The 12,620-nt window shown below is 60.0% G+C and carries 13 protein-coding genes; 6 read left to right on the top strand and 7 right to left on the bottom strand.

The features are described 5' to 3' along the window. Window positions 1–64: 64 nt before the first annotated feature. The 3 genes from ACM6IK_RS09940 to ACM6IK_RS09930 all read left to right on the top strand — a co-directional run bounded on the left by ACM6IK_RS09940 (window position 65) and on the right by ACM6IK_RS09930 (window position 4,291). Window positions 65–637: an RNA polymerase sigma factor gene (locus tag ACM6IK_RS09940; RefSeq protein ID WP_108218258.1), complete on the top strand. Its 573-nt coding sequence runs from the start codon at window positions 65–67 to the stop codon at window positions 635–637. After that, on the top strand, window positions 634–1,623 hold the full coding sequence (locus ACM6IK_RS09935) for a FecR family protein (protein ID WP_414874161.1): 990 nt from the start codon (window positions 634–636) through the stop codon (window positions 1,621–1,623). The genes ACM6IK_RS09940 and ACM6IK_RS09935 overlap by 4 nt, the downstream gene beginning before the upstream one ends. A gap of 238 nt (window positions 1,624–1,861) precedes the next feature. Beyond that, a complete protein-coding gene (locus ACM6IK_RS09930) occupies window positions 1,862–4,291 on the top strand; it encodes a TonB-dependent siderophore receptor (protein WP_414874160.1) in 2,430 nt (809 codons plus the stop codon). 151 nt (window positions 4,292–4,442) lie between these two features. Here the strand turns inward: ACM6IK_RS09930 and ACM6IK_RS09925 are convergent, their stop codons facing one another. Beyond that, window positions 4,443–5,318 carry a helix-turn-helix domain-containing protein gene (locus ACM6IK_RS09925; RefSeq protein WP_414874159.1) on the bottom strand — a complete coding sequence of 292 codons (876 nt, stop codon included), beginning with the start codon at window positions 5,316–5,318 and terminating at the stop codon, window positions 4,443–4,445. A 151-nt stretch (window positions 5,319–5,469) separates the two neighbouring features. Between ACM6IK_RS09925 and ACM6IK_RS09920 the strand changes: the two genes are divergently transcribed. After that, the gene (locus ACM6IK_RS09920; protein ID WP_218429373.1) at window positions 5,470–6,372 is read left to right on the top strand and encodes a DMT family transporter; all 903 of its coding nucleotides are present in this window, start codon (window positions 5,470–5,472) and stop codon (window positions 6,370–6,372) included. Between the two features lie 20 nt (window positions 6,373–6,392). Here ACM6IK_RS09920 and ACM6IK_RS09915 read toward each other — a convergent pair whose 3' ends face one another. Both ACM6IK_RS09915 and ACM6IK_RS09910 read right to left on the bottom strand, forming a co-directional pair. Next, a complete protein-coding gene (locus tag ACM6IK_RS09915) occupies window positions 6,393–6,902 on the bottom strand; it encodes a DUF2165 family protein (RefSeq protein ID WP_414874158.1) in 510 nt (169 codons plus the stop codon). A gap of 181 nt (window positions 6,903–7,083) precedes the next feature. Continuing rightward, the gene (locus ACM6IK_RS09910) at window positions 7,084–8,058 is read right to left on the bottom strand and encodes a 2-hydroxyacid dehydrogenase (RefSeq protein WP_414874157.1); all 975 of its coding nucleotides are present in this window, start codon (window positions 8,056–8,058) and stop codon (window positions 7,084–7,086) included. A gap of 194 nt (window positions 8,059–8,252) precedes the next feature. Between ACM6IK_RS09910 and ACM6IK_RS09905 the strand changes: the two genes are divergently transcribed. Both ACM6IK_RS09905 and ACM6IK_RS09900 read left to right on the top strand, forming a co-directional pair. Then, on the top strand, window positions 8,253–8,510 hold the full coding sequence (locus tag ACM6IK_RS09905) for a hypothetical protein (RefSeq protein WP_108218265.1): 258 nt from the start codon (window positions 8,253–8,255) through the stop codon (window positions 8,508–8,510). Between the two features lie 138 nt (window positions 8,511–8,648). Further along, a complete protein-coding gene (locus ACM6IK_RS09900; RefSeq protein WP_414874315.1) occupies window positions 8,649–9,788 on the top strand; it encodes a transporter substrate-binding domain-containing protein in 1,140 nt (379 codons plus the stop codon). A 55-nt stretch (window positions 9,789–9,843) separates the two neighbouring features. Here ACM6IK_RS09900 and ACM6IK_RS09895 read toward each other — a convergent pair whose 3' ends face one another. The 4 genes from ACM6IK_RS09895 to ACM6IK_RS09880 all read right to left on the bottom strand — a co-directional run bounded on the left by ACM6IK_RS09895 (window position 9,844) and on the right by ACM6IK_RS09880 (window position 12,579). Beyond that, window positions 9,844–10,593: a YkgJ family cysteine cluster protein gene (locus ACM6IK_RS09895; RefSeq protein WP_414874156.1), complete on the bottom strand. Its 750-nt coding sequence runs from the start codon at window positions 10,591–10,593 to the stop codon at window positions 9,844–9,846. Between the two features lie 83 nt (window positions 10,594–10,676). Then, the gene (locus tag ACM6IK_RS09890) at window positions 10,677–11,003 is read right to left on the bottom strand and encodes a hypothetical protein (protein WP_414874155.1); all 327 of its coding nucleotides are present in this window, start codon (window positions 11,001–11,003) and stop codon (window positions 10,677–10,679) included. A gap of 187 nt (window positions 11,004–11,190) precedes the next feature. Next, window positions 11,191–11,649, bottom strand: coding sequence for a GNAT family N-acetyltransferase (locus ACM6IK_RS09885; RefSeq protein WP_414874314.1), 459 nt, complete (start codon window positions 11,647–11,649; stop codon window positions 11,191–11,193). 27 nt (window positions 11,650–11,676) lie between these two features. Next, complete coding sequence (locus ACM6IK_RS09880; protein WP_007970363.1) at window positions 11,677–12,579, bottom strand: chemotaxis protein CheV; 903 nt, start codon at window positions 12,577–12,579, stop codon at window positions 11,677–11,679. Window positions 12,580–12,620: the final 41 nt, after the last annotated feature.

The raw sequence follows: 12,620 nt of genomic DNA, 5'->3' as shown, positions 1-12,620 counted from the left end.
GCGACCTTGCCGGCCCCCTGACGCTGTCGTGGCCTCCCCCGGTTTTCAGGTCGAAACATGAACGATGATCACTCTGCCCCCCGACCCCCACGATATCGAACGTGACGAACAGCGCGTCGACCGTGCGCATTTTCTTCAGGTGTTTCTCTCCCGGCGTTCTCAAATGGAAGCGCTGGTGAGTCGGCGCGTCGGTTGCCGGGCGACGGCGGCTGACCTGGTGCAGGACTTGTTCCTGCGTTTCTGGCGGCGGCCGCTGGTGCAGGTCGAGGAGCTCGGCACTTATCTGCTGCGCTGCGCCGGCAATATCGCCATCGACCATTTGCGCAGTGAAGGCACGCGGGTCCGGGCCAGCGAAGGCTTGATGGTGGAACCACCGGACAGCCACGGCAGTGGACCGCAAGCGGCGCTGGAGGCGGGCAACGATTTGCGCCACGTTGAAGCGGCGTTGCGCGCATTACCGGAGCGCACGCGGCAGATCTTTTTGCTCAATCGCATTCACGGCCGCAAGTATGCCGAGATCGCCAAGGCCATGGGTTTGTCCCAAAGTGCCGTGGAAAAACATATGATGCGCGCCCTCGAAGCCTGCAAGGCCAGCCTTCGGGAACCAGAATCGCGTACGCCAGGGAAAGCACCGTGAACCACTTCGAACGCGTCATTCCGACGCCCGCTCAGGAGCAGGCCGCGTTGGCCTGGCTGAGCCTGTTGCATGACCAGCCCAGCAGTGGTGACCAGGCGACGTTCAGCCAGTGGTTGCAAGCCGACCCCGCCCATGCCGAGGCGTATGCCCAGGCGCAAGTGCTGTGGGAGTTGAGCGAAGTGCCGGCGCGCACCCTCGCCGATGAAGACGCCTTTGCCTTGCAGGGGTATCTCAATGCCATGGACAAGTCACGACGCAGCAGGGTCGGGCGCTGGTCCGGTGTGCTGGCGATGGCCGCGTGCCTGCTGTTGATGATCAGTCTCGGCACAGGCTGGCAGCCGATGCGCTGGATTGATGACCTGGGGGCGGACTACGTCTCGGCGCCAGGAGAGATCCGCACCGTCACCCTGGCGGATCAGTCGCAGGTGACACTGGATGCCGATAGCGCCATCGCCGTGGATTTCAGTCGCGGTGAGCGGCATGTGCAATTGCGCCGCGGCGCCGGATTTTTCAGCGTCACCCATAACGGCGAGCCATTTGTGGTGGATGCCGAGAAGGGCCAGGCGCGGGTCCTGGGTACGCAGTTCGAGGTCCGTTTGCAGCCCCACGGTGCACAGGTCACGGTGCTGTCGGGACGGGTTGGCGTGACGGCGGACCAGAGCGCCGAACAGCAAATTCTCACCGCTGGCCAGCAAGTGGCCTACGGCGAAGGCACAGCAGGAAAACTCCACGCCGTGGACAGCGAAGCGCAGTTGGCATGGCGCCAGGGCTGGCTCAATTACTACAAAGCGACGTTGGCCGATGTGGTGCTGGATTTGGGGCGCTATTACCCAGGGCGGATCGTGCTGCTCAATGATGAGCTGGCGACGCGGCGGGTCAGTGGCAGCTTTCCGAGCAGGAACCCGCAGGCGGTGTTGAGTTCGTTGCAGGGCGTGTTGGGGTTTGAGCAGCATCAGGTGTTGGGGCATCTGATAATTTTGCGTTGAATCAGCCGGCCCCATCGCGAGCAAGCTCGCTCCCACAGGTATTGAGTCGTTCACAGTATTGGGGCAACACATAACCCTGTGGGAGCGAGCTTGCTCGCGATGGGGCCAGTTCAAACACCCCATCACCCTGAATAAAAATATTTTCAAATTGTTGTGAGGTAAACCCGACTGCCATCCGTGTACTGACTGAAACTGCGAGTCATTCGCATCCGTTGCGGTTCTACACAGGTCATGAGTCATGAAGTCCAGGGCAAAATCGGGGTCGGTCAAACAATGGTTGGGTGTGTCTGCGTTGAGCTTTTCGGCATTGGCGTTGTTGCCGCTGAGCGTGGCGCTGGCCGCAGAGGCGGGCAGCAGTCAGTCGCGTGGGCAATTCAATTTCGCACTGGCCGCCAAACCGCTGCCCCAGGCCCTGAGTGATTTCAGCCGGGTGACCGGCATCAGCGTCGTCTACACCGATGAAGCGCCGTACGGCCTCAATGCGCCAGCGGTCAATGGCCAGATGAGCGCCGAACAGGCCCTGCAACGTCTGCTCACCGGTTCGGGATTGACGTTCCGCCGCACCGATGGGCACACCATTGCACTGGAACCACGGCCGACCGAAGGTGCGTTGAACCTGGGCGCGACCACCATTACCTCGGTGATGGATGAGTCCATGAGTTACCAGCCGCCACCGACTTCTTCGGTGATGCGCTCCTCGGCCCCGATTCAGGAAATCCCGCAGACCATCAATGTCGTCCCGGCCCAGGTCATTCGCGACCAGGCGCCGCGCAATCTCGATGACGCCCTGGCCAATGTCAGCGGCATCACCCAGGCCAACACCCTGGGCAGCACCCAGGACTCGGTGATGGTCCGCGGCTTTGGCGACAACCGTAACGGCTCGATCATGCGCGACGGCATGCCGATCGTGCAGGGTCGTGGTCTCAACGCCAGCGTCGACCGGGTCGAAGTGCTCAAGGGGCCTGCCTCGTTGCTCTATGGCATCCAGGATCCGGGCGGCGTGGTCAACATGGTCAGCAAGAAGCCCGAGCTTGAGCAGTACAACGCGCTGACTGCGCGCGGTTCCAGCTATGGCGACGGCAAGAATGGCAGCGGTGGCGGACTCGACAGCACCGGTGCCCTCGGCGATTCCGGGCTGGCCTACCGCATGGTACTGGACTACGAAGACGAAGATTACTGGCGCAACTTCGGTGTGCATCGCGAGAGCCTCATCGCACCGTCGCTGGCCTGGTACGGCGAAGGCACCAAGCTGTTGTTCGCCTATGAGCACCGCGAATTCCTCACGCCGTTCGACCGCGGCACGCTGATCGATCCGCGGACCAACCATCCGCTGGACATCTCGCGCAATGAGCGTCTCGACGAGCCGTTCAACAACATGCAAGGGCGTTCGGACCTCTATCACTTCGAGGCCGATCACGAGCTCAACGACAACTGGAAGGCCCATTTCGGCTACAGCTGGAACCGCGAAACCTACGACGCCAGCCAGGTGCGCGTGACTGCCATCGACCCCAATAAGGGCACCCTGACCCGCAGCATGGACGGCACCCGGAATGCGATCAGCACCGACCGCTTCACCACCGCCAGCCTCGAAGGCAACGTGGATGTGTTCGGCATGCAGCATGACCTGCTGTTCGGCGTCGATGACGAGTACCGCAAGATTTTCCGCGAAGACCTGATCCGCCAGAAAAGCCGCACCACGTTCAGCTACGTGAACCCGATCTATGGCCAGGAAGTGCCGGGCACCACTGTCAGCGCCGCCGACAGCGCGCAGACCGATGAACTGCGCAGCGATTCGGTGTTCCTGCAGGATTCCATCCACCTCAACGACCAATGGATTCTGGTGGCCGGCGCGCGCTTGCAGGCGTACGACCAGTACGCCGGCAAAGGCGTGCCGTTCCACGCCAACACCGACAGCAACGGGCAGAAGTGGGTGCCGCGCGTGGGTCTTGTGTACAAATACACCGATGCCTTGTCGTTTTACGGCAGCTACACCGAGTCGTTCAAACCCAACTCGACCATTGCACCGTTGAGCGGCAGCAGCACCGTGCTTGACGGCGGCATCGCGCCGGAAGAAGCCAAGTCCTGGGAGCTGGGTGCCAAGCTCGATCTGCCGGGCCGTGTCACTGGTGACATTGCGCTGTTCGACATCAAGAAACGCAACGTGCTGGTGGCCAACGCCGAAGGCCCGACGACGATTTACAGTGCTGCCGGCGAAGTGCGTTCCCGTGGCCTGGAAGTGGACTTGAGCGGTCAGCTGACTGATCGCTGGAGCATGATCGGCAGCTACGCCTACACCGATGCCGAAGTCACCGAAGACCCTGTTTACAAGGGCAATCAACTGCAAAACGTGGCAAAGAACAGCGGCTCGCTGTCGGCCGTCTATGACTTCGGCACCATTGTCGGCGGCGACCAACTGCGGGTCGGCGCCGGGGCGCGTTATGTAGGGGAACGCGCGGGCAACGCGGTGAACGATTTCGACCTGCCGGGCTACACCGTGGCCGATGCGTTCGCCACCTACGACACCAAAGTCGAAGGGCAGAAGGTCAAGTTCCAGCTTAATGTGAAGAACTTGTTTGACCGTACTTACTACACCTCGGCGGCGAGTCGGTTCTTTGTGTCGATGGGCGATTCGCGGCAGGTGACGTTGTCGAGCACTTTGGAGTTTTAACGGTAAACCGAGTCATCGTTCTTCGCGGGCAAGCCACGCTCCCACAGGGTCAGTGGGCGGATGCAAAATCCGCGGGCAACCGCGATCCTGTGGGAGCGTGGCTTGCCCGCGAAGGCGGTATCACAGGCAACGAAAATCTGAAGTATGCCGGCTAGCGCAAAAGCGCCTGCCGATACTCACCGGGCCTCCCGCCAAGTGACTGGCGAAAGCGGTTGGTGAAGTGGCTGGCGCTGGAAAATCCACAGGCCAGTGCAATCTCCCCCAGTGGTTGCGAGGTCGTGCGCAGCAACTCCCGTGCCCGGTTCAGTCGCCGCGCCAGCACATACTGGTGGGGTGGCAAGCCGAAGCTTTCGCGGAACATCCGCGCGAAATGGTATTCGGACAACGCACACAATGCCGCCAACTGACCGAGACTGATGGCCTCGTCCAGATGGCTGTCGATGAATTCCACCAGATGTCGGCGCTGATGCGCGGCCAACCCACCTTTAAGGCGCAGGCCTTGCCGGGCATTCACCTGGCTGAGCAGGGCATGGCTGAGCAGTTCGTGGGCCAGGCTGCTGGTGAGCAGGCGCTCGCCCGGCTCGTCCCAGTTCAGGGCGATCAACTGTCGAAAGCGCAGCGCCTGCTGCGGATCATCGAGAAAGGTCTGCTCGCGAAGTTGCATTTCCCGTGGCTCGCGATCAAGCAGGGTGACGCAACCGAGGGCAAATTGTTCGGGGCTGAAATACAGGTGCGCCAGGCGAATATTGCCATTGATCACCCAGCCTGACTGGTGGTCGGCCGGCAGGATGCACAGTTTGTCCGGCCCCCCCTTGTTGCCGGGCTGGTCGCGGCGAAAGGTGCCGGTGCCGCCGGCGATGTAACAGGACAACGTGTGGTGGCTGGGCGCTTCGTATTCCTGGGCGTCGTGGTGATTGCTCCACAACGCTGCAGACAAGCCGTCACCGAGCTCGGCGCTGTGCTCGAGGCGAGCATTCGGCGAGCGGTTGAGGGCTTGAAAGACTTGTAGGGTATCCAGTGCAGCCATGATCGTTGCTCTCTAACACCTGCATCCAACGCCCTGCATCCTACTCCGTAGAGGCGTGCCTGCCAGCCTGTCGCCAGACAAAAGCGCAAGTTTATGCAAGTGCGCCTGGACGTGACGCCGGACACTGGGCACCTATCGAGGAGCCTTTGTCATGAACCTTTCTTTGTACTTGCTGACTGTGCTGATATGGGGCACCACCTGGATTGCCTTGAAATGGCAACTCGGCGTGGTGGCCATTCCCGTGTCGATCGTCTATCGCTTCGGTCTCGCTGCGCTGATGCTGTTCGTGATCCTGCTGCTCAGCCGACGCTTGCAAGTGATGAACCGTCGCGGGCACCTGATCTGCCTGGCTCAGGGCTTGTGCCTGTTCTGCGTCAACTTCATGTGCTTCCTCACCGCGAGCCAGTGGATCCCCAGCGGCCTGGTGGCTGTGGTGTTTTCCACCGCCACCCTGTGGAATGCCCTCAACGCGCGGGTGTTCTTCGGTCAGAAAATCGCCCGCAATGTGCTGATGGGCGGCGCGCTGGGGCTGCTTGGGCTGGGCCTGTTGTTCTGGCCGGAATTGGCCGGGCATACCGCCAGCCCGCAAACCCTGCTCGGTCTCGGTCTGGCCCTGTGCGGCACTTTGTGTTTCTCGGCGGGCAACATGCTCTCGAGCCTGCAACAGAAGGCCGGGCTCAAACCGCTGACCACCAATGCCTGGGGCATGGCTTACGGGGCGGCGATGCTCTCGGTGTGGTGTCTGGTCAAGGGCATTCCCTTCGACATGGAAATGAGCGCGCGTTACATCGGGTCACTGTTGTACCTGGTGATTCCGGGGTCGGTGATCGGTTTCACCGCCTACCTGACGCTGGTCGGCCGCATGGGGCCTGAGCGGGCTGCGTACTGCACGGTGCTATTTCCGGTGGTGGCGCTCAACGTGTCAGCGTTCGCCGAAGGCTATCAATGGACGGTGCCGGCGCTGTTGGGGCTGGTGTTGGTGATGTCGGGGAACGTACTGGTGTTTCGCAAACCCAAGGCGCCGCAAGTGCTGGGCAACGGCAAGCTGGCTTGAGGGGGCGAGTGCTGAGTGACTCAGCGCTCGATTTTCATCGCGATGTATATCAAGAGCGGAAAGATGAAATCAATAATATATCGAGACCTTTCCTGGTAGTTCCAGGTTTTCGACTCATCCATGTTGAACCACTCGGCACCGATCACTTGAAAACCAACGTAATACAGAAAAAGGGCGATCAGTAATCCTATAAGTGCAGGTTTTTTAGCTTCGTGAAATTGTTCGCGGTTGGCGTTGATGTTTTTGTAAAGGTAATAGGTTCCAAGTAGACAGCATAGGGTGTAGACCACTTCAAGTGTAATGATCAGCCAGTAAATGCGGTGGTGCAGTATGGTTGAAGTGATAGCCCTGTGTCTGTATTTGTGTTGATCATTGGTGGTGTCCATGCTCAGGATATGGCCAATGTATTCATAGTTGGTCGAGTAATCCGTGAAGTGGTTGTGTAGCATCAGCAGTCCAAAGAGGCTAATAAATAGCATTAGTGTGGCTTTGCTGAGTCGAATGACTTGACTTGTTGTGAGTCTGTTCAAGTTAGTGATCCTCTTTATTGTTCCCCGTGGTGTCTGGGCAAGTAAGAGAGTCTATAGCTTGGTATCATTGTTTGGTTGTTGACTGAATTGCAGGGTGTGTATTCAGAGAGTTGTTTAATAAGTTGAGAGTGACTTTTTTGTTTCAAACGGGCAGGCGCTTGTCACGTCTGCCCGTTTTGCGTTAACCCTTCCAGACTTGCGGGTTGACCAGGTCCTGCGGCCGCTCGCCCAGCAGGGCACTGCGCAAGTTGGCCAGGGCACGGTAGGCCATGGCATCGCGGGTCTCATGGGTGGCCGAGCCGATGTGCGGCAAGGTCACGGCATTTTTCAGCTGGAACAGTGGCGACTCGGCCAGCGGTTCTTTTTCGTACACGTCCAGCCCTGCACCCCGAATGCGGTTGTTTTGCAGCGCTTCGATCAGCGCCGGTTCATCCACCACCGGACCACGGGAAATGTTCACCAGAATGGCACTTGGCTTCATCAGCGCCAGTTCACGATGGCTGATCAAGTGTTTGGTTTTCTCGCTGAGCGGCACCACCAGGCAGACGAAATCAGCTTCGACCAGCAATTGGTCGAGGCTGCGCAACTGTGCGCCGAGTTCCTGTTCCAGTTCGGTCTTGCGGCTGTTACCGCTGTAGATGACCGGCATGTTGAACCCCAGGCGGCCACGCCGGGCGATGGCGGCACCGATGTTGCCCATGCCGACGATGCCCAATGTCTTGCCATGCACATCACAACCGAACAACGGCGCACCGACGCTGGCTTGCCATTGCCCGGCCTTGGTCCAGGCATCCAGTTCGGCGACGCGGCGCGCACTGCTCATCAACAGTGCAAACGCCAGGTCGGCGGTGCTTTCGGTGAGCACATCCGGCGTGTTGGTCAGCATGATCCCGCGTTCGTTGAAGTAGGCCAGGTCATAGTTGTCGTAGCCCACCGAGACGCTGGAGACCACTTCCAGCCTGGCGGCGTTTTCCAACTGGGCGCGGCCGAGTTTGCGACCGACGCCGATCAGGCCGTGGGCGTGGGGCAGGGCTTCGTTGAATTGGGCGTTGATGTCGCCGTTTTTCGGATTCGGCACGATGACATCGAAGTCTTGTTGCAGGCGTTCGACCATTTCCGGGGTGACGCGGCTGAAGGCCAGGACAGTCTTTTTCATGGGAGGTGGGCTCGTCGGGCGGTGAAGAATGATGAGCACGCTAACATTCTTCGCGGGATTTGTGCGAGTCGTCAGGCGGTCAATGCAAGCTTGCAGCTTGCGGTGCTTCATCCAGCTATACTGCCGCACTTCTTATACTGTGGCATGCGGCTCGCTTACCGGGCCCGACACTTCATGCACTACCCGGAGCTTTCATGACTTCCCCGAAACAACCGCCGGTCGCCGACGCCTTGAGCGACGTGCAGGCAGAGCTGCCAGACAGCGTCGACTCCAACGCCGACAGCGAAACCAAAGCCGAAATCCCGGCCTTCAAGTTCCCGTTCAAACCGGGCGAACTGGCGGCCGCCAAGGGCTCCAACCAGCCGTGGTACAAGAACGGCGCCAAGAACGGCCACACCAAGACACCGGGCATGGCGCCGCCGGGAACTCGTCGATCGATGGGTAAGCGTTAAGGTTCAGGCATTTTCAGTCGCCCGTATTCCTTGCTGTAAGTCAGAGCGTTCCTACACCGGTTGGCGATTCGCCCTCTGGGAATGTCGAAGGCCATTCGTCGAGGATTCATTTCCATGAATCTTGATGAAGGTTTTCTCATGCGTCTGCTCAAGTTTTTCTCTGCACCCCTGATAGTGCTTCTGGCCGCGGGTTGTACGACAGCTGTCGTCGATCCACAGATCCGTTTCGGTGTCGAGCCGCTTGTACCTCCGTTTGAATTCCGTAACGAGAATGGCGAACTGCAAGGGCTCAACATCGAGTTGGGCAATGCGCTGTGTGCCGAACTCAAGTCCCGTTGTGTCTGGGTTGACCAGGATTACGCCACCAACATCGATGCGCTCGAAGGTGGTCGTTTCGACGCAATCATGCCGATGACAGCCACATCGTTGCGTCGCGAGCGTGTCGATTTCACCGAAAACCTGTATCCCCTGAGCAGCAGGCTGGTGGCTCCCAAGGGGGCGAATCTGCAACCCGATGCTCAATCGCTCCGGGGCAAGCGTGTCGGCGTGCTGGCCGGTACCAGTCGCGAGGCGTTCGCCAAGGCGCGTTGGGCGCAGGCGGGGGTGACAGTACGCAGCTTCAACCTCAATGACCAATTGGTCGCCAGCCTGCTGGCGGGAGAGCTGGATGCGACTTTGCAAGACTCGATCGAGATTACCTACGCGCTATTGAGTAAACCGCAGGGGCAAGGTTTTGACTTCGCCGGCCCGGCGATCAGCGATTCCATGCTGGGCAGCGGCGTGGCCATGGCGGTTCGCAAAAACGACACCCGGCTGCGCAATAACCTGAATGCTGCTCTTGAGCGGTTGAAACAAAATGGTCAGTTGCAAGCAATTACCCAGCGCTACTTGCCGACGCCGGCTCTCGAGGTTCCTCGGTACTTTCCAAACGAAGAAGGCATGCCATTTTCCAATGCGGTTCAGGTTGGTCAGACGCTTTACCTCTCTGGCGTAATCGGAATGACGGAGGCAGGGGAGTTGGTGAAAGGTGGTATAGGGCCGCAAATGGAACAGGCCATGGCCAATCTGCGCAACGCACTGCAGCATCATGGGTCGTCTCTGGCGCAGGTGGCCAAATGCACGGTTATTCTTTCCGACATGAAGGACTTTGCTGACATGAATGCTGTTTATCGCCGCTACTTTCCGGCGGATCGGTTACCCGCTCGTACGACATTCGCTGGCAAGCTTGTACTGGACGCAGGGGTGGAAGTGGAGTGTCTGGCGGTCACGACGCTTTAAATCTTTACCTGTCTGAAGGCGCGTGCGCAGCTCGCGAAGCTGCGCACCTGACCTCTCAAGCCGTGCGCAACGAAATGAACGCAAAGTTCGTCGGCGCATCCACCGCCACTTGCGCCCCGGCCGCAACAATCTGCTCGGCGATATCGTCCCCCGATGCATGAAACAGCCACTCGCTGGCCCACTGCGGCAACATTTGCCCGGTCAGTTCGTCGATGATCCTGGCGAACTCCGCCATATCCGGAAGATAAGCGGTAAATCCGTCGCCCTTCAGGGCCGTCGTGCGAATCCCCAGCAACGCACAAATCGCATCCTTCATCAGAATGTCATCACGATCCGCCTGACGGGAGCGCTGGATCAATTCCGACAATTCCCGGTCGACCAACTCACCACCGACAATCAGGTCCGGTCCTTTTTCCCACGACTCAGGCGGACATTCCTTCACGACAGTGTTCAGTGGTATGTGCGGATTGATTTCCATCGGATAGATGCGACACACCAACGGCCGGCGTTCGTAGATGCGGCAGCGGTTGTCTTCGTCAAGATTTCGGCAGGGTCCGACATTGCAGGCGGCGAAGGTGATGGCCACGTACGCAACGGATTCACCACTGCGCACCGCCGCCGAACGGCGTTCGGCGTGCTCCCGTTGTTGCACCGGCAGGCCCAGGCCGTTGCCCAGAAACGCTTCCACCAGCACGATCACCTGACCGCCGTCGGCTGCCCACATCCGGGCTTCGCTCAGGGTCAGGGGCACATGGTGGTCGTTGCAGCATTTGCCGCAGCCTACACAGGAAAACGTTGTATTCATCGAGCGTTCGTTCGCATCACAGGGCATGAAACGGCGACAGAATGCCGCCGCAAAGGCCGCTATCGAAGCAAATTGTGCGCCACTCAGTTGGCCTTGCTGGCCGGGCGGATGGAGTCCCATTCGGTGACGTCCGCGGTTTTGCTCTTTTTGTTGTACAGGCACAGTTCGGTGCCTTGCGCGCCTTTCATGTGTTTTTGCGGGTACTGGCCCTGGAGCAGCAGCGCGGTGTAGCCGACCCGGTCATCGAACTGCGCGGCGGTGCCGACCGGTTTGCTGTCCTTCAGGCCGCTGGCTTTGGTGCAGCTGGCGAGTACGGCTTTGTCGTAGGTTGCCCAGGCGTTGGGGCTGGAGGCGTGGGCTTGGACGGTAAGAGCGGTGAGGCAGAGCAGAATCAGGGGTGCAGCTTTCATGGTTCAGGCTTCCTTGGGCTGAGTGGCCAAGGCAGGAGTATGCCTGAAGGTTTTGTGGTGGTTGTGCCGGCCTCTTCGCTGGCAAGCCAGCTCCTACGGTGACCGAGCCGATCACAAAACATGTGTAGGGCGCGATTCCTGCAGGAGCTGGCTTGTCGGATCGCCGCACCGCAGCGAAGGCGGCATGTCAGAGCGGAACGGGCTCCCGGCGGACTGCACGCATCCCGACGCTTTCATACAAGCGCCGCGCCCGAAGGTTATCTTCCAGTACCTTCAGGTCCACGAAGCCTTCACGCCGCTGCTGGAATGCCTTGAACGCTTGCAACAGCAAGGCACGCCCCAATCCACGCCCCTGAAACCGCGGATGCACCACCAGGTTCTTGATGTAGGCACTGGTCCAGCACTGACATACACCCACCACACCTTCGGCATCCTGGGCAATGAAGCACAGGGCCGGGTCATATTCCGGATCGGTTTCGAACTGCCGTTGCCACATGTCCAGCGTGGCGACGCGCCCACCGCCGTCGAGATAACCGAGCTCCATCAGCCGGTGCACGGCGGCGCCCAGTTCGGGGCGGTATTCGCTCAGTTGCAGGCAGACCGGCCAAGCGGGGGGCGGTACGACGACAGAGAGGTCGCGTCGCATCAGCCAGCAGTAATCTTCGGTCAACACTCAATAACCCTGTTCGGCGACAGCCTTGGCCGCGGTGATCAGGCACTGGGTCAATTCCGGTGAAGAGAACTTGGTCAGCACCGCGTTCGCCCCCGCCAGTCGAGCTTTCTCTGCGTTCATCGCACTGTCCAGCGAGGTGTGCAGCAGTACATAAAGATGCGCGAAATCCGGAGTTTCCCGCAGGGTGCGGGTGAAGGCGTAGCCGTCCATCTCCGACATTTCGATGTCCGAGACGATCAGGTTGATCTGCTGCGCGGTGCCTTGCAGGTCCAGCAGGCAGTCGATGGCTTCCTTGGCGCTGCGGGCCGTATGGCATTGCAGGCCGAGGTTGCGCAGGGTATGCACCGATTGCTGCAAGGCGACCTGGCTGTCATCGACCACCAGGATGCGCGCGTTGCCGAGCAGTTCGGCGTCTTCCATGCTCAGCTCGGTCGGCGCCATTTCGATTTGGGCCGGGGCGATGCCGTGGATGACTTTTTCGATGTCCAGCACCTGAACCAGGGTGCCATCGACCGATGTCACGCCGGTGATGTAGGCGCGCAAACCACCGGAGCCGAAGGGCGGCGGGCGGATGTCGGTGGTCAGGCAATGGACGATCTTGCTCACGGCCTGCACGTGCAGGCCCTGCTTGGAGCGGCTGACGTCGGTGACGATCAGGCAGCCGCCGTTCGGGTCTTCCAGCGGGCGCTCGCCAATGGCACGGCTGAGGTCGATCACCGATAGTGAGGCACCGCGCAGGGTGGCGATGCCTTTGACGTGGGGGTGCGACTCCGGCAACCGGGTCAGCGGCGGGCAGGGAATGATTTCACTGACCTTGAGCAGGTTGATCGCCATCAGCTTGCCGCTGCGCAAGGTAAACAGCAGAAGCGAAAGTGAGTCTGCGCGGGCTTTGGTGGAGGACATAGGAACCTTCTCTGGAAAAAGGTGACGGGCAATCCCGGGAT

Origin of the sequence: Pseudomonas sp. IT-196MI5, assembly GCF_949767415.1 — a bacterium.
GTDB lineage: Bacteria > Pseudomonadota > Gammaproteobacteria > Pseudomonadales > Pseudomonadaceae > Aquipseudomonas.
Note: the sequence above shows the minus strand (reverse complement) of the source record. Positions and strands in the feature narration are given on the sequence as shown.

Bases quoted from the DNA above. Each gene is read 5' to 3' on its own strand.
- ACM6IK_RS09885 (WP_414874314.1), bottom strand. From the start codon at position 11,649: ATGCGACGCGACCTCTCTGTCGTCGTACCGCCCCCCGCTTGGCCGGTC.
- ACM6IK_RS09920 (WP_218429373.1), top strand. From the start codon at position 5,470: ATGAACCTTTCTTTGTACTTGCTGACTGTGCTGATATGGGGCACCACC.
- ACM6IK_RS09940 (WP_108218258.1), top strand. From the start codon at position 65: ATGATCACTCTGCCCCCCGACCCCCACGATATCGAACGTGACGAACAG.
- ACM6IK_RS09910 (WP_414874157.1), bottom strand. From the start codon at position 8,058: ATGAAAAAGACTGTCCTGGCCTTCAGCCGCGTCACCCCGGAAATGGTC.
- ACM6IK_RS09925 (WP_414874159.1), bottom strand. From the start codon at position 5,318: ATGGCTGCACTGGATACCCTACAAGTCTTTCAAGCCCTCAACCGCTCG.
- ACM6IK_RS09880 (WP_007970363.1), bottom strand. From the start codon at position 12,579: ATGTCCTCCACCAAAGCCCGCGCAGACTCACTTTCGCTTCTGCTGTTT.
- ACM6IK_RS09930 (WP_414874160.1), top strand. From the start codon at position 1,862: ATGAAGTCCAGGGCAAAATCGGGGTCGGTCAAACAATGGTTGGGTGTG.
- ACM6IK_RS09890 (WP_414874155.1), bottom strand. From the start codon at position 11,003: ATGAAAGCTGCACCCCTGATTCTGCTCTGCCTCACCGCTCTTACCGTC.
- ACM6IK_RS09895 (WP_414874156.1), bottom strand. From the start codon at position 10,593: ATGAATACAACGTTTTCCTGTGTAGGCTGCGGCAAATGCTGCAACGAC.
- ACM6IK_RS09900 (WP_414874315.1), top strand. From the start codon at position 8,649: ATGCGTCTGCTCAAGTTTTTCTCTGCACCCCTGATAGTGCTTCTGGCC.
- ACM6IK_RS09905 (WP_108218265.1), top strand. From the start codon at position 8,253: ATGACTTCCCCGAAACAACCGCCGGTCGCCGACGCCTTGAGCGACGTG.